We start from the raw sequence: 21,978 nt of genomic DNA, 5'->3' as shown, positions 1-21,978 counted from the left end.
CGTGCTGCCACGAAGAGCCAGCTTACGGCAGGGTTCCGGGGCGCTCGAACGTGCCGAGGGGCTCAGACCGGCAGCAGGGCGTCGATCACCGCGCCGAGTTGCTTGGCCGACCGGCACTCGTGCATCGGAATCAGGTCGGTGTAGCGCGGGACGGCGGAGTCGCCGCTGCCCCACAGGTGCTTGGGCTCCGGGTTGAGCCAGTGCGCGTGCCGGCTGGCGTTCACCATCCGGGTCAGCAGTTCGGTCTCGGGGTTGCGGTAGTTGTTGCGCGCGTCGCCGAGAATCAGCAGCGACGAACGCGGCGACAACACATTGGGGAAGTTCTGTGCGAACGATACGAACGCGTGCCCGTAATCGGAGTGCCCGTCGCGGGTGTAGACGCCGGCTTCCCGGGTGATCCGCTGCACCGCGACCGCGAGGTCGGCCTCCGGACCGAACATGTGGGTCACCTCATCGGTGGTGTCGATGAAGGCGAAGACCCGCACCCGGGAGAACTGCTGGCGCAACGCCGAGACCAGCATCAGGGTGAAGTGGCTGAACCCGGCCACCGAGCCCGACACATCGCAGAGCACCACCAGCTCGGGCCGCGCCGGATGCGGCTTCTTGAGCACCACCTCGATCGGCACACCCCCGGTGGACATCGACTTGCGCAGCGTCTTGCGCATGTCGATCTGCCCGTTGGCCGCGCGGCGGCGCTTGGCCGCCAGCCGGGTCGCCAGCGTCCTGGCCAACGGCTGCACGGTCTTTCGCATCTGACGCAGCTGTTCACCGGAAGCACGCAGAAATTCGACGTTTTCGGCCAGCTGCGGGATCCCATACATCTGCACGTGGTCGCGGCCGAGCTGTTCGGCTGTGCGGCGCTTGGTCTCGGCCTCCACCATCCGGCGCAGCTGGGAAACCCGCTGCGCGGCCATCGCCTTGGCGATCTCTTCCTGTGTCGGGGTAGGTTCCTCGCCGTAGGGCGCCAGCAAACCGGCCAACAGCCGACCCTCCAACTCGTCCAGCGCCATCGCCTTGAGGGCCTGATATGACGAGTAGGACGGACCGCGGCTGGAGTTGTACCGGCCGTAGGCCTCCACAATCCGCGCGATCATGGCCGCGAGCCGATCGTCGAAATTCTCCAGATCACCGTCGGGGCCCAGCATCTCGATCAGCGCCGCGCGCATCGCCTCGATGTCCTCGGGCGGCAGCCGCGCCGGTTCGGCCTCGGGATCGGGCTCGTCCTCCAGCACGGTCCGCGCTCCGTAGGCCGCCGGCCACCACAGGTCGAACATGGCGTCATAGGTGTCGCGGTGGTCGGCACGCCGCAGCACCGCGCAGGCCAGGCCTTCGCGCAACGCCTCCCGGTCTCCGAGCCCGAGCACGGTCATCACCCGGCCGGCATCCACCGTCTCCGACGGTCCCACCGCGATACCCACCCCGCGCAGCGCCTCCACGAACTCCACCAGGTGTCCAGGAATTCCGTTGGGGGCCAGCGGCTGCGGCGGGCGGATCCGGCGGGATGCCATCAGTTCAGCCTGAGCTCACCGGCCGCCTTGACCTGATCGGACTGATGCTTGAGCACCACACCGAGGGTCGCCGCGATCAGTTCGTCGTCGATGGTGTCCATGCCGAGAGCCAATACGGTGCGACCCCAGTCGATGGTCTCGGCCACCGACGGCACCTTCTTGAGCTGCATCCCGCGCAGCACCCCGATGATCCGCACCAGCTCCGAGGCGATTCGCTCGGGCAGCTCGGGAACCCGGGACAGCAGGATGCGCCGCTCCAGTTCGGGATCGGGGAAGTCGATGTGCAGGAACAGGCATCGCCGTTTGAGCGCCTCGGACAGCTCACGGGTGGCATTGGAGGTCAGCAGCACGAACGGCGCGCGTTCGGCCTTGATGGTGCCGAGCTCGGGCACCGTCACCGCGAAATCGGACAGCACCTCCAGCAGCAGGCCCTCGATCTCGATATCGGCCTTGTCGGTCTCGTCGATCAGCAGCACGGTCGGGTCGGTGCGCCGGATCGCGGTCAGCAGTGGACGGCTCAGCAGGAACTCCTCGCTGAACACGTCGGTCTTGGTCTGATCCCAGTCGCCACCGCCGGCGGAGCCGGCGGCGGTTCCCGCCTGGATGCGCAGGATCTGCTTGGCGTGGTTCCACTCGTAGAGTGCGCGCGCCTCGTCGACACCTTCGTAGCACTGCAGCCGGACCAGCTCCGATCCGGTGGTCTGTGCGACGGCACGGGCCAGTTCGGTCTTGCCGACTCCCGCCGGACCTTCCACCAGCAGCGGCTTGCCGAGCCGGTCGGCGAGAAAAACGGCGGTGGCCGTGGCCTTGTCGGGCAGGTAGCCGGTTTCGGCGAGCCGCCTGGCGACATCGTCGATATCGGTGAACAGCGGGGCCGGGCGGGCGGGGAGGCTCACATGTTCTCTTTTCGCAGCGGTGTTCAGGCGGGACGGATCTGGCCGTCGCCCCACACGATCCATTTGGTGGAGGTCAGTTCGGGCAGCCCCATCGGGCCCCGGGCGTGCAGCTTCTGAGTGGAGATGCCGATCTCGGCGCCGAAACCGAACTGCTCGCCGTCGGTGAAGGCGGTGGATGCGTTCACCATCACCGCGGCGGCGTCGACCTGCTCGGTGAACCGCTGCGCGGCCGCCAATTCGGTGGTGACGATCGCCTCGGTGTGGCCGGTGCCGTATTCGTTGATGTGCGCGATCGCGCCGTCGACGCCGTCGACGAGTGCCACCGCGATGTCCATGGACAGGAACTCGGCGCGCAACTCCTCCTCGGTGGGGTCGAGGTGCGCGGTGACCCCGGCGTCCTGCAAGGCGTTGAGCAGCCGCGGCAGCGCGGTATCGGCGCCCGCCCGGTCCACCAACAACGTCTCGGCGGCGTTGCAGACACTGGGCCGCCGGGTCTTCGCGTTCAGCAGGATGCGTTCTGCCACATCGAGATCGGCACCGGCGTGCACGAAGACGTGGCAGTTGCCGACACCGGTCTCGATGGTGGGGACGGTGGCATCGCGCACCACGGCGTCGATCAAACCGGCACCGCCACGCGGGATGACGACATCGACGAGTCCACGGGCCTGGATCAGGTGGGTGACGCTGGCGCGGTCCTCGCTGGGCAGCAATTGCACCGCGTCGGCGGGCAGGCCCTCGGCGACCAGCGCCTCCCGCAGTGCCCGCACCAGCGCCGCGTTCGAGCGCGCCGCCGAGGAACTGCCGCGCAGCAGCACCGCGTTGCCCGATTTCAGGGTGAGCCCGAAGGCATCGACGGTGACATTGGGACGGCCCTCGTAGACGATGCCCACCACGCCGAGCGGCACCCGCTGCTGACGCAGCTGCAGTCCGTTGGGCAGGGTGCTGCCGCGCAGCACCTCCCCGACCGGGTCGGGCAGCCCTGCCACCTGCCGCAGCCCCGCCGCGATACCGTCGATGCGTTGCGGGTTCAGGGCGAGCCGGTCCAGCATCGCCTCGGCCGTGCCCGCGGCGCGCGCCGCGTCGAGGTCCTCGCCGTTGGCGGCCAGGATGTCGTGGGCGTGTGCCAGCACCGCGTCCGCGGCGGCATGCAGGGCCCGATTCTTGTCGACGGTGCTCAGCGTCACCAATGCGCGGGACGCCGTGCGGGCGGCCGCTGCGGCGTCGTGGACCTGCCGGCGCAGGTCGGCCGTGACGGGAGACTGCACACTCATTAAGCCAGGGTATCGGGCATCCCCGGGCCCAGCCCGATGGGGTCCCGGGTGGTCGCCCTGCGGCCGAGATCGAACACAGGGTCGCGATTTCTTCTTCATCGCCCACCCGCGACGACCCTGCGTTCGATCTCGCCCCTAGGACGCCGACGGTGACTACGGTGGGCCCGTGGCGCGCGTATGTGTGGTGGGCAGCGTGAACATGGACCTCGTTTTCGCCGTGGCTGCGCTGCCCGCACCCGGCGCCACGGTGTTGGCCTCGTCGATGACGCGGACCCCGGGAGGCAAGGGCGGTAACCAGGCCATCGCGGCGTCCCGGGCCGGCGCCGAGGTGGTGCTGGTGGCCGCGGTCGGCGATGACGACACCGGTGCGGCGCTGCGGACCCACCTGCAGTCCAACGATGTCGACGTCAGCGGCGTCATCGCGCTGCCGGTACCCAGTGGAACGGCGTCGATCGTGGTGGACGCGCACGCCGAGAACGTGATCGTGGTGGCACCTGGAGCCAACGGACATCTCACCCTCAACTCGTCGGCGCTGCGCGAGCTGGTGGCCGGGTGTGAGGTCCTGCTGATGCAGTTGGAGATTCCCACCGGCGCGGCACTCGCCGCGGCCCGCATCGCCCGCGACGCCGGCGCGACCGTCATGCTCAACGCCTCCCCGGCCGGCGCCGACCCGGACGCGCTGGCGCAGCTGGCCGAGGTCACCGATGTCGTGATCGTCAACGAGTCCGAGGCGCAACGCTGGACGTGGCCGGTGCCGCACCTGGTCGTCACGCTCGGCGCCGACGGAGCGGTGCACCGCAGCGCCGATGCCGAAACCCGGGTCGCGGCGCCGGCGGTCGAGGCGGTGGACACCACGGGTGCGGGCGACGTCTTCGCGGGCGTGCTGGCCGCGGGCTGGATCGCCGATCCCGCGCACGCCTTGCGCCGCGCGTGTGCGGCGGGCGCCCTGGCCACCCTGGTGGCCGGTGCCGGTGACTGCGCACCGGACGACGAGGCGATCGAGGACGCGCTGAACTGAATCACCAACAGTTGGGAGTTATAGTCGGCTGCCATGACAGCGCGACCGCCCGAGGGCGACTGGCTCGGAACCCCATTCCTGACCTTCGAGCGCCAAGGCCCGTTCGCGGTGGTCCGCCTCGATCGCCCCCAGGCACGCAACGCGATGACCCCGGCGATGTACTTCGGCATCCGGTACGCGGTCAGTCGTGTCGACAACGATCCCGACCTGGCCGGCCTGTTGATCACCGGCACCGGCGACGTCTTCGCCCCCGGCGGCGATCTGGGTGGCGGTGACGGCTCCGATGACTGGATGCCGTGGGGCGCGGCGCTGTCGATGGATGTGACCCCCTTCGAGACGTTGCGCCAGTCGGTGAAGCCGGTGGTGTCCGCGGTCAACGGCCTGGCCCAAGGTGGCGGCATGCAGATCGCCCTGTGCAGCGATATGGCCGTGGTCAGCGAGCGAGCGACCTTCCGGGTGCCCGAACTGTTCCGCGGTATCGCCGATACCTATTACAGCCAGATGCTGGCCCGACTGATCGGCGTGGTCCGCACGCGCGATCTGATGTTCACCGGCCGGGTGCTCACCGCCGCGGAGGCACTCGATTGGGGCCTGGTGGCCAGGGTGGTGACCCACGACAACCTGCTCGCGGAGGCGAAAGAGGTGCTGGCCCAGGTCTGCCGCACCGCGCCGGGCGCACGGTCGGTGGTCAAGTCCAGCCTCGACAGCTATCTGGGGCTGTTCGACCGGATCGGCATGAAGGCCAGTTTCGGCGGGCCCGAGGCGCGACAGGGCTTCGTGGCGTTCAAGGAGCGCCGCTCGCCGGAGTGGGTGCACCCCGACCTGCGCCTCGACGGCCGACTCTGAACCTGCGCTGCGTCGGTCGAACGTATCAAGATCAGCCGAACTGACCGACACGTCGGCACCCGCCACCTAGAATCTGATCTTGAAATGAACAACCACAAGCAGGCAGTACTGTCGCGGGGACTCTTCATCGTCGCTGCCGCGGTGGCTGTGCTCTATCTCCCGTTGGCCATGAACTACACCTGGCCGCTCTTCCACCCCGAGGCGACCAGCTGGCAGGACGGGGTCAACACTGTCGTCAACGGCCCCGGCTATGCCACGGCCGACGGGTCGGTGCAATCGGTACGCCACGCCGCCTACGCCGAGCATCGGGTGGTGTTGCTGGTGCACACCACGCTGGGCGCAGTGGCGTTGACACTGGCCCTGTTTCAGTTCTCGTCGCGGCTGCGGGAGCGACGACCCGCGGTCCATCGCTGGACCGGCCGGGCCTATCTCGCGCTGATGTCGGTCAGCATGCTGACCGCCCTGATATTCCTGTACGCCACCCCTCCGGCGGAGCACTTCATCGGACCCGCGTTCGAGACGCAGCTGCGCGCCCTGGCCGTGGGGACACTCGCCAGCGCGTGGTACGCCGTCTACGCGATCCGCAAGCGCGATGTGATCAGCCACCGGGCCTGGATGACCTACAGCATCGCCTTCATGCTGACCGCGCCGCTGCTGCGGTTCATCTGGATCGGCATTCAGCCGGTGATCCCGCAGCACGATCTGCTGACCAATATCGGTGTCGGCTCACTGATCCTCGGTGTCGCCGCGCCCGGCGGCGCGGCACTGGCGTTCATGCTCACCCAGCACACCCCGCCCGAAGCCGGCACCACACCGGTGTCGGCATGGCGATACGGTGCCGCGGGGGCAATCGCGTTGCTCGGCTCGCTCACATACACCGGTTTGACTCTGCGGTTGCCCGAACCGATACCGCACACCTTGGTCGCGTTCCACCTCGTACCGCTCTGGATCGCGATCGCGCTCACGACACTAGGTGTCATACGCGCGCGCACGCGGGGCGCCACGGCCCGGGAGCGACAATGGCGATGGCTGTTGTGGGGGTTTGCCACGGCGCCGGTATCGGCCACCCTGTTCTCGATGATCGTGCCACCCGCATTCACCGCCGCCGACGCCATCATCGCCGGCGGCATGGACGGTGCGGGCATCCCGATCACGATCTGTTTCGCGCTCGTGGTCCGCGCCGCCGCCCGGGCACACGCCGACAGGACCGATCCGTCTCGCGTGGCGAGCGCCCCAACAGCATCAGCGCCTGTGAGTTCTGGCTAGCTTTGCGGGATATCCCGCTCGATCTGCTCCAGCCAAACCCGTGCCGACATGTCTGACGGAGCCCGCCAGTCCCCGCGCGGTGACAACGCACCGCCGGCGGAGACTTTGGGGCCGTTGGGCAGCGCCGACCGTTTGAACTGAGAGAACGAGTAGAACCGCTGCGCAAACACCGTGAGCCAGCGCCGGATTTCGTTGAGCGAGAAGGCCGGTCGCTTGTCCAACGGATAGCCCAGCGGCCAGTGTCCGCACTCGGCGTCGCGCCAGGCATGCCAGGCCAGGAAGGCGACCTTTGGTGGGCCAAACCCGTAGCGCAGCACCTGGAAGAGCGAAAAGTCCTGCAGCACATAGGGGCCCACCTTGGCCTCGCTGCTCTGAACCTCCTCGTCCTCACCCGTGGGCACCAGTTCCGGAGTGATCTCGGTGTCGAGGACCGACTGCAGCACCTCCCCGACGGTGTCCTCGAACTCCCCTGATGAGATCACCCACCGGATCAGGTGCTGGATCAACGTCTTCGGTACCCCACCGTTGACGTTGTAGTGCGACATCTGGTCGCCAACGCCATACGTGGACCAGCCAAGGGCCAATTCGGAGAGATCGCCGGTGCCCAGCACGATGCCGCCGCGCTGGTTGGCCAACCGGAACAGGTAGTCGGTGCGCAGTCCGGCCTGCACGTTCTCGAAGGTGACGTCGTACACCTTCTCGCCACGCCCGAACGGGTGGTCCATCTCGGTGAGCATGAGCTGCGCGGTCTCTCGGATGTCGATCTCGGCGAACGTGACGCCCAATGCCGCACTGAGCGCGATCGCGTTGCCCTTGGTGCGCTCGCCGGTCGCGAATCCGGGCATGGTGAAGGCGAGGATATCGCTGCGTGGCCGGCCTTCCCGGTCCATCGCGCGGGCGGCGACGATGAGCGCGTGGGTGGAATCCAGCCCGCCGGATACCCCGATGACGAGCTTGGGGAAATTGAGCGCACGCAGCCGCTGCTCCAGTCCGGCGACCTGGATGTTGTAGGCCTCGTAGCAATCCTGTTGCAGGCGCGTCGGATCCGATGGGACGAAGGGGAAGCGCTCGACGTGCCTGCGCAGACCGATATCACCGGCGGGCGGATCCAGGGTGAACTCGATGGTGCGGAACGTGCCCCCGGTCGCGCGGTAATGCCGGGCGTTGTCGTCGAAGCTGCCCATCCGCAGCCGCTCGGCGCGCAGCAGCGACACGTCCACATCGGCGACCGAGCGCCGCTCCCCCTTGGGGAATCGTTCGGATTCGGCCAGCAGGACGCCGTTCTCGTAGATCATCGTCTGGCCGTCCCAGGCCAGATCGGTGGTCGACTCACCCTCACCGGCCGCGGCGTAGACATAGGCGGCCAGGCAGCGCGAGGATGCCGACTTCGCCAGCAGCTTGCGTTGATCGGCCCGGCCGATGGTGATCGGGCTGCCGGACAGATTGGCCAGCACCGTCGCGCCGGCGAGCGCGGCCTGCGCACTGGGCGGCACTGGAACCCACATGTCCTCGCAGATCTCGACGTGCAACACGAAGTCGGGCAGATCGGTCGCGGCGAACAGCAGATTCGGACCGAACGGCACGTCGACTGCGGCCGCGGCGGACCCGGCGCGGCCGTTGAGCCGGATCATGCCGTCGACATCATCGCCGGCGGCGAGTTGGCGCTTCTCGTAGAACTCGCGGTAGTTGGGCAGGTAGGACTTGGGGATCACGCCGAGGACCACGCCGCGGTGGATCACCACGGCGGTGTTGTAGACCCGGTTGCGGTACCGCAGCGGTGCGCCGATCACCAGTACCGGCAGCAGATCCGCCGAGGCCGATACCACCGTGGCCACCGCATCCTCGACGGCGTCCAGCAGGCTGTCCTGCAGCAGGATGTCCTCGATCGAATATCCGCACAACGTCAGCTCCGGGAACACCGCCAGCCCGACGCCCTCGTCATGGCATTCCCGGGCGATGCTGAGCACCGATTCGGCGTTGCTCGCCGGGTCGGCGAGTGTGGTGTGGTGGGTACAGGCGGCCACCCGCACGAAGCCATGCCGGTAGGCGGAGTAGAAGTCCACCCGGCCATTCTGGCATTGGGCGCAATCCCGCCCCGTCAGGTCACGGCGCGCGCCGCCACTGCTCGATCACCGGGGCGAGCCCTTCGGCCAGCACCGGCAGCTGTGGAACCAACGTCGCGGCGCTGATGAATTGCAGCGTTCGGGCGGTGTCCATGAGCCGTTGTACCTGCGGGTCGGTACGCCGCAACCCGAGCGCCGTCGCGGCATCGTCGTACTCGGCGACCGCCTCCGGGCCCAGCATCGCCAGATCCCATTCCACCGGCCCGAGCGACACATCCTCGAAGTCGGAGAACCGGATCCCGCTGGTGGTTCGGATGACGTTGTGCGATGGCCCGTCGCCCTGTACGGCCTGCAGGGTGGCACCGGGATACCGGGCGGTGAACGCGGCCGGATCGGCCAGCACCGTGCGCAGCGACGCGTACTGGGCGCGCGCGGCGTCGATATCGGCGGCGGTGAGCAGCTCGGATTCCTCCAGCGCGGCGAACATGCCAGGGCCCGCCTCGTTGAACGGCGCGAGGAACGGCAGCGGCGCGCGGTACCCGGACAGCCCGGCATGCAGTTCGGCGCTCTTGGCGATCGCCACACCGGAATACGGCTGATGATCGGGCGCCACGTCGGCCAACTCCCAGAATGTCATCGGAAAACCAGCATGGCGAACCGGCACGCGAGCCACCAGCGGGCTGGGCGGCACCACCGGCACACCCCTGGCGTGCAGCCAGGCCACCACATCGAGTTCGCGACGCTGCCGGGCGTGTTGCAGCGGCGGTGTGTAGCCGGGCGGAAGCACCACCGGGATGCGGGCCACCACCGGCGTCGGGTCCAACCGCACGACCACCGAGAACACGTCGTGCAGGACGGTCGCGTGCTCGGCGGGTAACCCGAGTGCTCGGCCCGCCTCCAGTGCGGCCGCCGCCGCACGTCGGCGCCGGTCGGCCAGCTGGTCGGGTGACATCGGCACCATGCGGCCACCATGCCACGCGCGGCCTATCCTCGATGAGGTGGATGCTCCGGAACTGGTGGCCGTGCTGGCGGGGCGCCGGGTGGCCGTCCTCACCGGTGCCGGGATGTCGACCGATTCGGGCATTCCCGACTACCGCGGGCCGGACTCCCCACCCAGCAATCCGATGACCATCGGTCAGTTTCGCTCCGACCCGGTGTTCCGGCAGCGCTACTGGGCCCGCAATCATCTCGGGTGGCGCCACATGGACGACACCGAACCCAATGCGGGCCACCGGGCGCTGGCGCGCCTGGAGTCGGCCGGGGTGGTGTCGGGCCTGATCACTCAGAACGTCGACCTGCTGCACACCAAGGCCGGCAGCCGCACGGTGGTCAACCTGCACGGCACCTACGCCCAGGTGGTGTGCCTGAACTGCGGGCGGACCATGTCACGAGAGACCCTGGCCGAGGAACTGGAGGCACTCAACCCCGGGTTCGCCGACCGTGCCGAACGCCTCGGTGGCATCGCGGTGGCACCCGACGCGGACGCCGTGGTGGCCGACACGTCCAGCTTCCGGTATCTGGACTGTCCGCACTGCGCAGGCATGCTCAAACCCGATATCGTCTACTTCGGCGAGAGCGTGCCCAAAGAGCGCGTACAGCAGGCATTTTCACTGGTCGATGGCGCCGACGCGCTGCTGGTCGCGGGTTCCTCGCTGACGGTGTTCTCCGGATACCGGTTCGTCCGGCACGCGGCCGCCGCGGGGAAGCCGATCGCCATCGTCAACCGCGGCCCCACCCGCGGTGACGCGTTGGCCACCGTCAAGGTCGAGGCCGGCTGCTCCGAGCTGCTGACCCTGCTGGCCGGCGAGCTCACCACCGTCCCCCGGTGAGCTGGGACCGCTAGAACGTGCAGGGCATCGCGCGGATGGCGTGCACGAAATTGCCCGCCACATAGGACGGCTCACCGGCCGCGATATCCGGTAGCTGACCCAGCAGCTCGGCGAAGATGGCCCGCAGCTGGGCGCGGGCCACGTGCGCGCCGAGGCAGAAGTGTCGTCCTCCACCGCCGAATCCGACATGCGGATTGGGGTGCCGGCTCAAATCCAGGCGCTCCGGGCGATCGAACACCGCGGCATCGCGGTTGGCCGAGGAGTAGAACATCACCACCTTCTCCCCCGCCGTGATCTGCTGGCCGCCCAGTTCGTAATCGCTTGCCGCGGTGCGCCGGAACGTCATCACCGGCGTCGCGAACCGGACGAACTCCTCCACGGCGAGACCGATGCGGTCGTCGAAATCCTCGGCCAGCCACGCCCGCTGGTCACCGAAGTCGGTCAGCGCCTTCAGCGCGTGGCTGGTGGTCTGGCGGGTGGTGTCGTTACCGGCCACGGCGAGCAGCACGAAGAATGCCGCGATCTCCTGATCGGTCAACCGCGAACCCTCGACCTCGGCGTGCACCAGCGCGCTGAACAGATCGTCCCCCGGGTTGGCGCGGCGGTCGGCCGCCAGGGCGAGCGCCACCTGGTGCAGGTACATCTGGTTGGTCACCAACACCTCCAACGGGTTGCGCCCGTCGAGGTAGACCGGGTCTCCCCAGGACACCAGCGCGTCGGCGGCCGCGGCCACCTGATGGCGCTCGGATTCCGGGATACCGACCATGTCGGACAAGGTGCGGATCGGCAACTCCTTGGCACACAGATCCACGAAGTCCGCACCGCTGCCCGCGGCGCGCAGTTCGGAGACGATCTCGGCGGCGTTGGCCTTGATCGAGTCCTCGATGCGGCGCACCTGCCGCGGCGTGAACGCCGAGTGCACCACCTTGCGGATCACCGTGTGCCGCGGCGGGTCCATCGCCAGAAACGACTGGGACGCCTCCAGCAGTTCCTGGGGGACGTTCTCGAACAGCACGCCCTGCCCGGACAGGAACACCTCGCTGTTGCGGCTGACCTCGACGACGTCGGCGTGCCGGGTCACCGCCCAGTAACCGCGGTCGGCCGGGTCGGGCATCAACGAATCCTCGACCGGCGGATGCCAGCTCACCGGACGCTGCGCCCGCAATTCGGCGAAGGCGACTTCGCGGTCGTCGGCGGTGGTGGACCAGAAGGCCCGCGACGACAGGTCGATCGGATCGTAGGTGCGCTGCACGGGTGTGATCGGTGACACAGACATGCAGGCGACAATAAGTCTAGACGTGTTGTCTAGTCAAGATGGCGCGTCGACGGCATACGCTAGGTCCATGGCATCGGTGACCCGGGTGACGCGCAAGTCCCAGGCCAATCGCCAACAGCGCCGCGAACAGATCGAACGCCAACTGCTGGACGCGACCGATCGGCTGATGTCCGACGGCACCAGCTTCACCGAGCTCAGCGTGGACCGACTCGCCACCGAGGCCGGGATCTCGCGGGCCAGTTTCTACATCTACTTCGAGGACAAAGGCGACCTGCTGCGCCGGCTGGCCCGGCAGGTCTTCGGCGACCTGACCGAGGACGCCGCCGAATGGTGGGCGGTGGCCGGGCGCCGCGATCCCGCCGATATCCGGTCGTCCATGGCCCGCCTCATCGCCAGTTACCGTCGCCACCAACCGGTGCTGATCGCACTCAACGAGATGGCGGGCTACGACGCCACCGTCGGCGCGACCTATCGCGAACTGCTCACCGGGATCTGCGAGCAGTTCGCCGGCGTCATCACCGCCGGCCAGGCCGACGGGTCCATTCGTTCCACCCTGCCGGCGGCCACCACGGCCAGCAGTCTGGTGTGGATGGTGGAGCGGGTCTGCCAGCAGAACCTGCCGTTGCAGCCGCCTTCCTACGACGCCGAGCTCGCCGACACACTGACCGAGATCATCAGAGGCGCACTCTATTTGGACGGCTAGGCGCTAGTACCGCTCCGGGTGCCAGTAGACATCCTCGGGCGTACCCGACAACGCGTTGTCGACCGCTTGACGTCCCTGGACGTATCCGTAGTCCTGGTTTGACGACTCGTAGCGCCAGCCCCCAAACCGTCCCCGGCTGTAGATACCGTGCGCGCGCAGCCGTACATCGGCCGCGCGCAGCAGGCGGTCCCTCCCCAAAGTGGGTACCGGATAACCAAATTCGAGAGTTTCGACAAAACGGCTCACGACTTTCCCAGGGTCGGCGCCGAGCAACTGCAGCGAACGCTGCACGCCCTCGACGGCGTCGGGCGCCGAGATCGGGTCATCGGCGAAGATCGGCACCTCGCACAGGATGTTCCACCGCCCGGGCCCGGCGTTGGCCGGGTCGTAGTTGCTCAACATCGTCGCGCGATACCACGGCACCGAATCCGCCGGACAGTACAGCCAGGTCTTGTCTGCCAGTGTCGTCGGCGGCGGCCCGCTGTAACCCAGCCCGACGGCATGCACCCGGCTGGCGTGCAGCGTCGACACCCCCTCGGACCAGCCGATCCAGCCCAGCGCGTCGGTCACCGGGGCGGTGCTGATGCAGAATCGGAACCGCACCGTGCTGCCGTCGTCGAGATGCGCCTCGCGGGCGCGGGGGTCGATACCGAGCACCCTGGTCCGTAGCCGCAACGCATCCGGTGTCATCAGCCGATCATGTACGGCCTGCCAGAGGGCGCCGGTACCGCCGACCGGATATGGAAACGTCGATGCCGGCGCCGGCGGGCCACCGGCCAGCCCGAGCACGGGAACATTTCGGGCCGCGCTGCCGCTGCGCAGCGACGTCCACTCGTGGTCAACACGCTCCAGCGGCAGCGTCCACATCTTGCGGTTGTAGGGCTCGAAGAACTCGCCGTAGAGCCGGCTGCCGAAGTTGTTGCGGTAGTAGTCGGCAAGATGACCGATCGGGGCATCCGGGTCCAGATCCGCGGGAAGCTCGGCGAGCTGCTGTTGGATGGGGGTGGGCACCAGGCTTTGTGGCCCGTCGCCGTGCAGCCACACCCAGCCGTTGCGAGTGACGTGATGCATCTGGACACCGCTGGCCTGCACCGCGCGGTCGAAGTCCGCGAAATGGCTGTGCAGCACGTGGCCGCCCAGATCCCAGGTGAACCCGGCGCCGTCGGTCACCGAGGCGGACATGCCGCCCAGGCGTTCCCCGGCGTCCACGACAAGGTGATCGATACCGAGTTCGGTCAGCCGGACCGCAGCCCCGATGCCGGTGGCGCCGGCGCCCACCACGAGAAACGTTGGCACAGCTTAGAAGTCGACGACCTGGCGGATCGGTTCAAAGCCCTCGGCGAACGGCCGCCGGCACAGGAAGCCGTAGTGCTCGGCCGAACTGCGCACCCACGAGGCACTGACCTTCTCACTCGCCTCCGCCTGCGAGACATGGCACATCAGCGCCTCGATCTTCTTGTCGAGCGAATCGGAGATGTCGATGAACGACGTCGGATTGAAGCTGACCGCCGACGGGCCGCCGTAGGCCATGATCGTCGACACCCAGCGCGCCGCGCCCATGGTGCAGCGCGAGACGACCCGGTGATCCTGATGACTGTCGTTGGCCATGTGGGTGTAGATGACGGTGGCCGAAACCTGTTCGATCGCGTCCTCGATGAGGTGGACGAGTTCGAACTCCTGCAACGACACCCGGCAGTCCAAGAAGCCTTCGCCCCACAGCAGGGTGTCCACACCGAGCACGTCGACGGCGGCCAACTGCTCGGCGACGCGTTGCGCCGATCGGCCGGGACCTTCCTCGCCGCGGGTGACCACCAGCATGGCGACCTTGTCGCCGGCCGCGACGTGTTTAGCCAAGGCGCCCCCGCAGCCAAGTTCGATATCGTCGGGGTGGGCTCCCACCGCGAGTACCGATCGACGTGTCATGCCCCCTGCTTCCCCTTTGCTGACACTTGATTGAGTCGGAGCATACCGCGATATTCACCGCGGCGTCAGCATTAGCTCGCAACCGCGCCACGCAGGGGCATTGTGATCATGACGCGGCGCGACACCGAGCCGAGGTAAAGGCGCAGGCAACGCATCGTTGCATGCGACAAATTTGCCAACGGGCATTTGCTGTTCTTTCACAGGTACCTGAGAAATGCCGGTACCAGCGGTTTCCGGTCAGGTGGCGACGAGATCGTCGGCGTGCACGACGGGGCGGCGCAGTTCCGGGGGGAGATCGCGGGTGGAGCGGCCGATCATGGCCGCCAGTTCGACCGCGTCGTAGGCCACCACACCGCGGGCCACGGTCTGCCCGTCCGGTCCGCGCAGTTCGACGACATCGTCGCCGTGAAATTTGCCGGATACCCCGGTGATACCGGCCGGCAGCAGCGAACGCCGTCCCCTGACCACCGCATTCACCGCGCCGTCGTCCAAGGTCAAGACCCCGCTGGCCTCCGCCGCATAGCGGACCCAGAACCGCCGTGCCGACATGCGTTCCGGGCGCGGGGCGAAGACCGTACCCACCGACGCGTCCGCGAGGGCGGACGCGGCATCGGCGGCGGCGGCCAGCAGCACCGGCACGCCGGCGTCCGCGGCGAGCAGGGCAGAGGACAGCTTCGACGCCATTCCGCCGGTGCCCAGACTGCTGCCCCGCCCGGCGACCACCCCGTCGAGGTCACCGTCGGCGGCCACCTCGGGAATGAACCGGGCGGGTTTGTCGGCGGTGGCCTTGCGGGGGTCACCGTCGTAGAGACCGTCGATATCGGACAGCAGCACCAGCGCGTCGGCGCCGACCAGGTGCGCCACCAACGCCGAGAGCCGGTCGTTGTCACCGAAGCGAATCTCGTTGGTGGCCACCGTGTCGTTCTCGTTGACGATCGCCACGGCGTGCAGGGCGCGCAACCGGTCCAAGGTGCGCTGGGCGTTGTTGTGCTGTACCCGCATCGCGATGTCGTGTGCCGTCAACAGCACCTGGCCGACGGTACGTTCGTAACGTGCGAACGCCGCGCTCCACGCATTGACCAAGGCCACCTGCCCGACACTGGCGGCAGCCTGTTTGGTAGCCAGATCGGTGGGGCGCCTGCTCAATCCCAGCGGTTCGATCCCGGCGGCGATCGCCCCGGAGGACACGATCACCACATCGGAGCCGGCCTTCATCCGCCCCTCGATGGCCTCGACGAGGCTGGCCAACCTGCCCGCGTCGAACACACCGGTGGGGGTGGTCAGCGCGGTGGTGCCGATCTTGACGACGACACTGCGCGCGGTCCGGACCGCCTCGCGGTGCCGGCTCACGACTCGTCCACGTCGGGGAGACGACGCTCCCGGCGGGCCGCCTTACGTTCGGCCGCACCGATGCGGTCGGTCTGTTCCAGGCGCAGATCGGTTCCACGGCCCGACATCTGGGTGTCCACCCCGGCCAGGGTCTGCGGTTCCCAGTCGAACGTGACGTCGCCGATGGTGACCGCGCAGCCGGGCTTGGCGCCCTGCTTGAGCAGTGCGTCCTCGACGCCGAGACGGGCCAGCCGGTCACCGAGGTAGCCGACGGCCTCGTCATTGTCGAAGGCCGTCTGGGCGATCCAGCGCTCCGGTCGGGTGCCCCGCACCACAAAACCACCCGCACCGTCCGGGGTGACGGTGAAGCCGGTCTCGTCCACCGCGATCGGGCGGATGACGGGGCGGCGCGGAGCGACCTCCGGCTGGGCGGCACGGTAGGCGGCGACCATGTCCCACAAGGCAAAGATCAATGGCCGCAGACCGTCCCGGGTGACCGTCGAGATCTCCAGCACCGGCCAGCCGAACTTCTCGGCGACCTCGTCACGGACGAACTCGGCAAGTTCGCGGGCGTCGGGCACGTCAATCTTGTTCAGCACCACCGCGCGGGGGCGGTCGGCGAGATCACCGAGTGCCGAATCACCCTGCAGCGTGGGCTGATAGGCGGCCAACTCGGCTTCCAAGGCTTCGATGTCGGAGATCGGGTCACGGCCGGGTTCCATGGTGGCGCAGTCCACCACATGCACCAACACCGCGCAGCGTTCCAGGTGGCGCAGGAAGTCCAGGCCCAGACCGCGGCCGGCGGAGGCGCCGGGAATCAGGCCGGGCACGTCGGCGACGGTGAAGGTGTGATCGCCGGCCGAAACCACACCCAGATTGGGCACCAGGGTGGTGAACGGATAGTCGGCGATCTTGGGTTTTGCCGCCGAGATCGTGGAGACCAGCGAAGACTTGCCGGCCGACGGGAAACCGACCAGGCCGACGTCGGCCACGGTCTTGAGTTCCAGCGTCAGGTCGCGGGCCTGGCCCTTCTCCCCGAGCAGGGCGAAGCCGGGAGCCTTGCGGGCCCGGGAGGCCAGCGCCGCGTTGCCCAGCCCGCCGCGGCCACCCGCCACGGCCTCGAACCGGGTGCCCGCGCCCACCAGGTCGGCGATCATCCGGCCGTCCTCGTCGAGCACCACGGTGCCGTCGGGAACCCTGACCTCCAGATCGGCACCGATGGCGCCGTCGCGGTTGCTGCCCGCACCCGGCTTACCGGACGCTGCGACCACGTGCGGATGGAAGTGGAAGTCCAGCAGTGTGTGCACCTGCGGGTCGACCACCAGGACGATGGAGCCGCCGCGGCCGCCGTTGCCGCCGTCGGGCCCGCCGAGGGGCTTGAACTTCTCGCGGTGCACCGAGGCACAGCCGTTACCGCCGTTGCCGGCCTGCGCGTGGATGACGACGCGATCGACGAAACGGGGCATGAGATAAGTCCTTCCGGAAAACGAAAGCTGCTGCGAGTTTCTTCAGAGAACCCGCAGCAGCTTCACGTTCGCAGAAAGTCCTCGGGTGATCAGGCTTCCGAGCGCACGAGTCGGACGATGTTGACCGTCCGGCGGCCGCGCTTGGCGCCGAATTCCACGACGCCCGGCGCCGTGGCAAACAGGGTGTCGTCGCCACCGCGACCGACGTTGACGCCTGGGTGGAAGTGGGTGCCGCGCTGCCGGACCAGGATCTCGCCGGCCTTGACGACCTGGCCGCCGAAACGCTTGACGCCGAGCCGCTGGGCGGCTGAATCGCGACCGTTGCGAGAGCTGGAAGCGCCCTTCTTATGTGCCATGTCTGTTCGCTCCCGTTCTTACTTGATTCCGGTGACCTTGAGCACCGTCAGCTGCTGACGGTGACCCTGGCGCTTGTGATAGCCGGTCTTGTTCTTGAACTTGTGGATGCGGATCTTGGGGCCCTTGGTGTGCTCCAGGATCTCGCCGGTGACGGCGACCTTGGCCAGGTCATCCGCGGCGGTGGTCACCGTCGCGCCGTTGACGACCAGGGCAACCGGCAGAGAGACCGACGAGCCGGGCTCGGACTCGATCTTCTCGACCTTGACAACGTCCCCGACGGCGACCTTGTACTGCTTGCCGCCAGTCTTGACGACTGCGTACGTGGCGTTATCGGCTGCCATCGTGGATCTACCTCTGCTTCGTTCGTCTGGGCGCGCGCACATTGGATCATGCACGTGCGGGTCTTGGGTGCGGGCCGAGCCAGCAGTTGCGGCTGCAAGCCCCGCGACAACTGGTCAAGGGTACGTGACCAGCGGGTAGAGGGTCAAACCGCCTGTTCGATCCCGTCTCAGCCGGCCGGCGGGCCTGCCGGGCGGGCGGCCGCCCGCCGACGACCCCGGCCCCTGGGGGCCGCGACCGGGGGCTGGTAGGTGACCGCTTCGGCGTCCTCGTCCTCGGAGTCCTCGTCGTCGGAGTCCTCGTCGTCGGAGTCCTCGTCATCGGAGTCCTCGTCATCGGAGTCCTCGTCATCGGAGACCTCGTCATCGGAGTCCTCGTCATCGGAGTCGTCGTCGAGGACCTCGATCTCGTCGTCGTCCTCTTCGTCATCGTCGTCATCGAGGTCCAGGTCATCCTCGTCGGACTCGTCATCATCGGACTCGTCGAAAGCGGCGTCGGAGGTCGCTTCCTCGATGTCCTCGGCGTCCTCGGTGTCGGCGCCGTCCACGATCGACTCCTCGGCGGGTGCGTCCTCGTCGGGAACGTCCTCCTCGGATCCGTGTAGGCCGGCCGCCATGGCCTTGAACATCGGGTGTTCACCGGCCGCGTGCGCCGGCACCTTGGCCATCTGGATGTCGTCGGCCACCACCTCTTCGGTCTTGGCCGCCTTCTTGCCACGCTTGCTGCGTCGGCTGTTGCCGGAGCCCGGCTCGGATTTGCGGCCGCCGCCGTTCCCGGACGGTGCCGCGGAGTCCACCGGATCGGCGTGCAGATGGATGCCGCGGCCCGCGCAGTGCGTGCAGGTCGTGGAGAAGGCCTCGATCAGGCCGGTGCCGAGCTTCTTGCGGGTCAGCTGCACCAGGCCGAGCGAGGTCACCTCGGACACCTGGTGACGGGTGCGGTCCCGGGCCAGCGCCTCGGTCAGCCTCCGCAGCACGAGGTCGCGGTTGGACTCCAGCACCATATCGATGAAGTCGATGACGATGATCCCGCCGATATCGCGCAACCGCAGCTGGCGCACCGTCTCCTCGGCGGCTTCGAGATTGTTCTTGGTCACCGTCTGCTCGAGGTTGCCGCCGGAACCGGTGAACTTGCCGGTGTTGACGTCGACGACGGTCATCGCCTCGGTGCGGTCGATGACCAGGGTGCCACCCGAGGGCAGCCACACCTTGCGGTCCATCGCCTTGGCCAACTGTTCGTCGATGCGGTGCACGGCGAACACGTCGGGGCCGTCCGGAGCACTCGGCTCGTATTTCGTCAGGCGCGGAACAAGCTCCGGCGCAACGTCATTCACGTAGTTGCTGATGGTGTTCCAGGCGTCGTCGCCGGACACGATGAGGCCGGTGAAGTCCTCGTTGAACAGATCGCGGATCACCTTGACCAGTACGTCGGGCTCTTCGTAGAGCGCGATCGCGGCGCCGGCCTTCTTCTTGGTGACCTCGGCGGCGTTGGCCTCGATCTGTGTCCAGCGCTCCTGCAGCCGGTTCACATCCGAGCGGATGTCGTCTTCCTTGACGCCCTCGGACGCGGTCCGGATGATCACGCCGGCACCGGCCGGAACAACCTCGCGCAGGATCTCCTTGAGGCGCTGCCGTTCGGTGTCGGGCAGCTTGCGGCTGATTCCGGTCGAGGACGCACCCGGCACGTACACGAGGTAGCGGCCGGCCAGTGAGACCTGCGTGGTGAGCCGGGCGCCCTTGTGGCCGACCGGGTCCTTGCTGACCTGCACGACGACGTAATCGCCGGGCTTGAGTGCCTGTTCGATCTTGCGCTGGGCGCCGCCGAGACCGGCCGCTTCCCAGTTGACCTCGCCGGCGTAGAGCACACCGTTGCGGCCGCGGCCGATATCGACGAACGCGGCCTCCATCGAGGGCAGCACGTTCTGCACGATGCCGAGGTAGATGTTGCCGACCAGCGATGCCGACCCCGCCGACGTCACGAAATGCTCGACCACGACGCCGTCTTCGAGGACCGCGATCTGGGTGTAGCGGGCGCCCTCGTGCGGCGGTTCGGTGCGGATCTTGTCCCGCACGATCATGGTGCGCTCGACCGCTTCCCGGCGGGCCAGGAATTCGGCCTCACTCAGGATCGGCGGTCGACGGCGCCCGGCGTCCCGGCCGTCGCGGCGGCGCTGGCGCTTGGCCTCCAACCGGGTGGACCCGGAGATGCCCTGGATCTCGTCCGGGTCGCGGCCGGCCTTGGCCGACTTCTCCCGCGGCGCTCGCTCGTGCACGACGGTGTTGGGCGGATCGTCGGGGGCGACGGCTTCGTCGGAATCCGGGGTACCCGACTTGCGACGACGGCGACGGCGGCGACGGCGGCTGCCCGCCTCCGAGCCCGCGCCGTCCTCGGTGTCGTCGGAATCGCCGTCCTCGGAGTCGGCCTCGTCGTTCTCGTTGTCGCCCTCGGAATCCTCGGTACCGGACTGCTCGGCGGTGTCGGCATCCGCGTCCTCGGACTCCTCGCCGTCCTCGGCGCTCTGCTCCCCGCGACCACGACCGCGGCCCCGACGGCCGCGGCGGCGGCGCCGCGCGGCGGGCCGGTCCGACTGGTCGTCCTCACCGGCGGTGTCGTCGGCCTCGTCGGCGTCGTCGTCATCGTCGTCGGTGTCATCGGTCTCGTCGGCGGCGGGCACGGGGCGCGCCTTGATGGCAGGCACCGGCTGGGGCGCGACGAACAGCGGCAGGTAGGGAGCCGGCTGGGTGCCGGCCTCGCTCGGCGCGGTGTCCGGGGCCGCCTCCACAGCGGGGGGCGCCTCCAGCAGCAGACGGGATTCGGGCTCTTCCACGACGGCGACGGGTGCGACAGCGGTCTCCGCCTCGGCGGGGGTGTCGGCGGCGGCGGGTTCGACGGGCGTCTCGGTCACCGGGACCTCGACCGCGGACGCGGCGGCCTCGGCGTTCAGCACCTCGCGGACCTGTTCGGCTTGCGCCCGCTCGACCGTCGAGTGCGGGCTGCGGGCCCGACCGTCCAGCTCGGCGAGAGCGTCGACGATGCGCTTGCTGGTGGTGCCCAGCACGCGGGCCAGCGAATGAACTCTCAGTTTCGCCGGCAGTTCCTCGCTGCTCTGGGTGCTTTCCGACAGGTCTTGGGTAGGGGCATCTTCGGCCACAAATTCTCCTCAAGCCCCCGGGCGCGTCGTAATGACGCGGCCACGCGAGGGCTTCCGCTATGGGTCCGGGGAGCTTCTCCCGAACTTGTTATGGTCTCGCCCCGAGCGGTCCACGAGGGACGAACTCGGCGCCTGGCTGAATGATGGCTGGACGTTGTGGCGCCGCACCGCTAACGCGGTGGTCGCGCTCGTCGAAGTCTTCATCCGGGTGACCGCCCCTGTTGTGGCGACGGTCTCCCGGGACAAGTATCCCACACCGCGCGCCGGAATCTGACGAAGCGGTGCTAACCGGGAGCTAGGCGCCGGTCAGTTCCGGGAACCAGAGGGCAATCTCGCGGGCCGCCGACTCCGGCGAATCGGAGCCGTGCACCAGATTGTCCTGGGTGACAAGTGCCAGGTCACCGCGGACGGTGCCGGGGGTTGCCTTCTCCACCGGATCGGTGCCGCCGGCGATCTGCCGGAACGCGGCGATCGCGCGCGGACCTTCGACCACCGCGGCCACCACCGGACCGGAGGTGATGAATTCGAGCAGCGAACCGAAGAACGGCTTGCCGTCATGCTCGGCGTAATGCCGGCGGGCCAGATCCTCGGAGACGACCTTGAGTTCGAGAGCGGCAAACGTCAGCCCCTTGCGCTCGATCCGGCCGATGATCTCACCGATCAGGTGCCGCTGTACGCCGTCAGGCTTGATCAAAACCAGGGTCCGCTCAGTCACGGCGCACAGCCTACCGGGCAGT

At 68.4% G+C, this 21,978-nt stretch carries 19 protein-coding genes; 5 read left to right on the top strand and 14 right to left on the bottom strand.

All coding sequences use genetic code 11. The annotated features are described in order from the left end of the window. Positions 1-62: 62 nt before the first annotated feature. The 3 genes from A7U43_RS12385 to A7U43_RS12375 are packed head-to-tail and all read right to left on the bottom strand — an operon-like array spanning position 63 to position 3,675. Positions 63-1,508 carry a vWA domain-containing protein gene (locus A7U43_RS12385; protein WP_067995370.1) on the bottom strand — a complete coding sequence of 482 codons (1,446 nt, stop codon included), beginning with the start codon at positions 1,506-1,508 and terminating at the stop codon, positions 63-65. Beyond that, entirely contained in the window at positions 1,508-2,404 is an 897-nt protein-coding gene (locus A7U43_RS12380; RefSeq protein WP_067995367.1) for an AAA family ATPase, read from the bottom strand. Before A7U43_RS12380 ends, A7U43_RS12385 begins: the two co-directional genes overlap by 1 nt. A 23-nt stretch (positions 2,405-2,427) precedes the next feature. Further along, the gene (locus A7U43_RS12375) at positions 2,428-3,675 is read right to left on the bottom strand and encodes a glutamate-5-semialdehyde dehydrogenase (RefSeq protein ID WP_067995363.1); all 1,248 of its coding nucleotides are present in this window, start codon (positions 3,673-3,675) and stop codon (positions 2,428-2,430) included. A 166-nt stretch (positions 3,676-3,841) separates the two neighbouring features. Here A7U43_RS12375 and A7U43_RS12370 point away from each other — a divergent pair, with 166 nt between their 5' ends. The 3 genes from A7U43_RS12370 (at position 3,842) to A7U43_RS12360 (ending at position 6,805) form a co-directional block, all read left to right on the top strand. Then, complete coding sequence (locus A7U43_RS12370) at positions 3,842-4,693, top strand: ribokinase (RefSeq protein ID WP_082902111.1); 852 nt, start codon at positions 3,842-3,844, stop codon at positions 4,691-4,693. 33 nt (positions 4,694-4,726) lie between these two features. Continuing rightward, positions 4,727-5,539 (top strand): enoyl-CoA hydratase/isomerase family protein, encoded by an 813-nt coding sequence (locus A7U43_RS12365; protein WP_067995361.1) that lies wholly within the window; start codon positions 4,727-4,729, stop codon positions 5,537-5,539. Between the two features lie 84 nt (positions 5,540-5,623). Next, on the top strand, positions 5,624-6,805 hold the full coding sequence (locus A7U43_RS12360) for a DUF2306 domain-containing protein (protein ID WP_067995359.1): 1,182 nt from the start codon (positions 5,624-5,626) through the stop codon (positions 6,803-6,805). Here the strand turns inward: A7U43_RS12360 and A7U43_RS12355 are convergent. Further along, the gene (locus A7U43_RS12355; protein WP_067995358.1) at positions 6,802-8,868 is read right to left on the bottom strand and encodes an NAD(+) synthase; all 2,067 of its coding nucleotides are present in this window, start codon (positions 8,866-8,868) and stop codon (positions 6,802-6,804) included. The genes A7U43_RS12360 and A7U43_RS12355 overlap by 4 nt on opposite strands. Before the next feature lie 40 nt (positions 8,869-8,908). Next, on the bottom strand, positions 8,909-9,829 hold the full coding sequence (locus A7U43_RS12350) for a phosphotransferase family protein (protein ID WP_231963574.1): 921 nt from the start codon (positions 9,827-9,829) through the stop codon (positions 8,909-8,911). A gap of 37 nt (positions 9,830-9,866) precedes the next feature. Between A7U43_RS12350 and A7U43_RS12345 the strand changes: the two genes are divergently transcribed. Next, positions 9,867-10,697 carry an NAD-dependent protein deacetylase gene (locus A7U43_RS12345; RefSeq protein ID WP_067995355.1) on the top strand — a complete coding sequence of 277 codons (831 nt, stop codon included), beginning with the start codon at positions 9,867-9,869 and terminating at the stop codon, positions 10,695-10,697. Positions 10,698-10,707: 10 nt separating this feature from the next. On the opposite strand, the gene A7U43_RS12340 is transcribed toward A7U43_RS12345, so the two are convergent. Next, complete coding sequence (locus A7U43_RS12340) at positions 10,708-11,973, bottom strand: cytochrome P450 (RefSeq protein WP_067995353.1); 1,266 nt, start codon at positions 11,971-11,973, stop codon at positions 10,708-10,710. 67 nt (positions 11,974-12,040) lie between these two features. Between A7U43_RS12340 and A7U43_RS12335 the strand changes: the two genes are divergently transcribed. Further along, a complete protein-coding gene (locus A7U43_RS12335; protein WP_067995349.1) occupies positions 12,041-12,676 on the top strand; it encodes a TetR/AcrR family transcriptional regulator in 636 nt (211 codons plus the stop codon). Between the two features lie 3 nt (positions 12,677-12,679). Here the strand turns inward: A7U43_RS12335 and A7U43_RS12330 are convergent, their stop codons facing one another. The 8 genes from A7U43_RS12330 to ndk form a co-directional block, all read right to left on the bottom strand. Further along, positions 12,680-13,972 (bottom strand): protoporphyrinogen/coproporphyrinogen oxidase, encoded by a 1,293-nt coding sequence (locus A7U43_RS12330; RefSeq protein ID WP_067995347.1) that lies wholly within the window; start codon positions 13,970-13,972, stop codon positions 12,680-12,682. A 3-nt stretch (positions 13,973-13,975) separates the two neighbouring features. After that, entirely contained in the window at positions 13,976-14,599 is a 624-nt protein-coding gene (locus A7U43_RS12325) for a PIG-L deacetylase family protein (protein ID WP_067995345.1), read from the bottom strand. Between the two features lie 237 nt (positions 14,600-14,836). Continuing rightward, positions 14,837-15,949, bottom strand: a complete 1,113-nt coding sequence (gene proB, locus A7U43_RS12320) for a glutamate 5-kinase (RefSeq protein ID WP_067995343.1) — start codon at positions 15,947-15,949, stop codon at positions 14,837-14,839. Next, on the bottom strand, positions 15,946-17,394 hold the full coding sequence (obgE, locus tag A7U43_RS12315; protein ID WP_067995336.1) for a GTPase ObgE: 1,449 nt from the start codon (positions 17,392-17,394) through the stop codon (positions 15,946-15,948). The genes proB and obgE overlap by 4 nt, the downstream gene beginning before the upstream one ends. 89 nt (positions 17,395-17,483) lie before the next feature. Beyond that, positions 17,484-17,750, bottom strand: a complete 267-nt coding sequence (rpmA, locus tag A7U43_RS12310; RefSeq protein ID WP_019513236.1) for a 50S ribosomal protein L27 — start codon at positions 17,748-17,750, stop codon at positions 17,484-17,486. An 18-nt stretch (positions 17,751-17,768) separates the two neighbouring features. Continuing rightward, positions 17,769-18,092 (bottom strand): 50S ribosomal protein L21, encoded by a 324-nt coding sequence (gene rplU / locus A7U43_RS12305; protein WP_067995334.1) that lies wholly within the window; start codon positions 18,090-18,092, stop codon positions 17,769-17,771. A 167-nt stretch (positions 18,093-18,259) separates the two neighbouring features. Further along, a complete protein-coding gene (gene rne / locus A7U43_RS12300; RefSeq protein ID WP_067995332.1) occupies positions 18,260-21,241 on the bottom strand; it encodes a ribonuclease E in 2,982 nt (993 codons plus the stop codon). A gap of 295 nt (positions 21,242-21,536) precedes the next feature. After that, the gene (gene ndk, locus A7U43_RS12290) at positions 21,537-21,956 is read right to left on the bottom strand and encodes a nucleoside-diphosphate kinase (RefSeq protein WP_067995329.1); all 420 of its coding nucleotides are present in this window, start codon (positions 21,954-21,956) and stop codon (positions 21,537-21,539) included. Between the last annotated feature and the right edge of the window lie 22 nt (positions 21,957-21,978).

Source organism: Mycobacterium adipatum (assembly GCF_001644575.1).
Taxonomy (GTDB): domain Bacteria; phylum Actinomycetota; class Actinomycetes; order Mycobacteriales; family Mycobacteriaceae; genus Mycobacterium; species Mycobacterium adipatum.
Note: the sequence above shows the minus strand (reverse complement) of the source record. Positions and strands in the feature narration are given on the sequence as shown.

Coding starts and splice junctions, on each gene's coding strand:
- A7U43_RS12385 (WP_067995370.1), bottom strand. CDS start 1,508: ATGGCATCCCGCCGGATCCGCCCGCCGCAGCCGCTGGCCCCCAACGGA.
- A7U43_RS12375 (WP_067995363.1), bottom strand. CDS start 3,675: ATGAGTGTGCAGTCTCCCGTCACGGCCGACCTGCGCCGGCAGGTCCAC.
- A7U43_RS12365 (WP_067995361.1), top strand. CDS start 4,727: ATGACAGCGCGACCGCCCGAGGGCGACTGGCTCGGAACCCCATTCCTG.
- A7U43_RS12360 (WP_067995359.1), top strand. CDS start 5,624: ATGAACAACCACAAGCAGGCAGTACTGTCGCGGGGACTCTTCATCGTC.
- A7U43_RS12350 (WP_231963574.1), bottom strand. CDS start 9,829: ATGGTGCCGATGTCACCCGACCAGCTGGCCGACCGGCGCCGACGTGCG.
- A7U43_RS12340 (WP_067995353.1), bottom strand. CDS start 11,973: ATGTCTGTGTCACCGATCACACCCGTGCAGCGCACCTACGATCCGATC.
- A7U43_RS12335 (WP_067995349.1), top strand. CDS start 12,041: ATGGCATCGGTGACCCGGGTGACGCGCAAGTCCCAGGCCAATCGCCAA.
- A7U43_RS12325 (WP_067995345.1), bottom strand. CDS start 14,599: ATGACACGTCGATCGGTACTCGCGGTGGGAGCCCACCCCGACGATATC.
- obgE (WP_067995336.1), bottom strand. CDS start 17,394: ATGCCCCGTTTCGTCGATCGCGTCGTCATCCACGCGCAGGCCGGCAAC.
- rpmA (WP_019513236.1), bottom strand. CDS start 17,750: ATGGCACATAAGAAGGGCGCTTCCAGCTCTCGCAACGGTCGCGATTCA.
- rplU (WP_067995334.1), bottom strand. CDS start 18,092: ATGGCAGCCGATAACGCCACGTACGCAGTCGTCAAGACTGGCGGCAAG.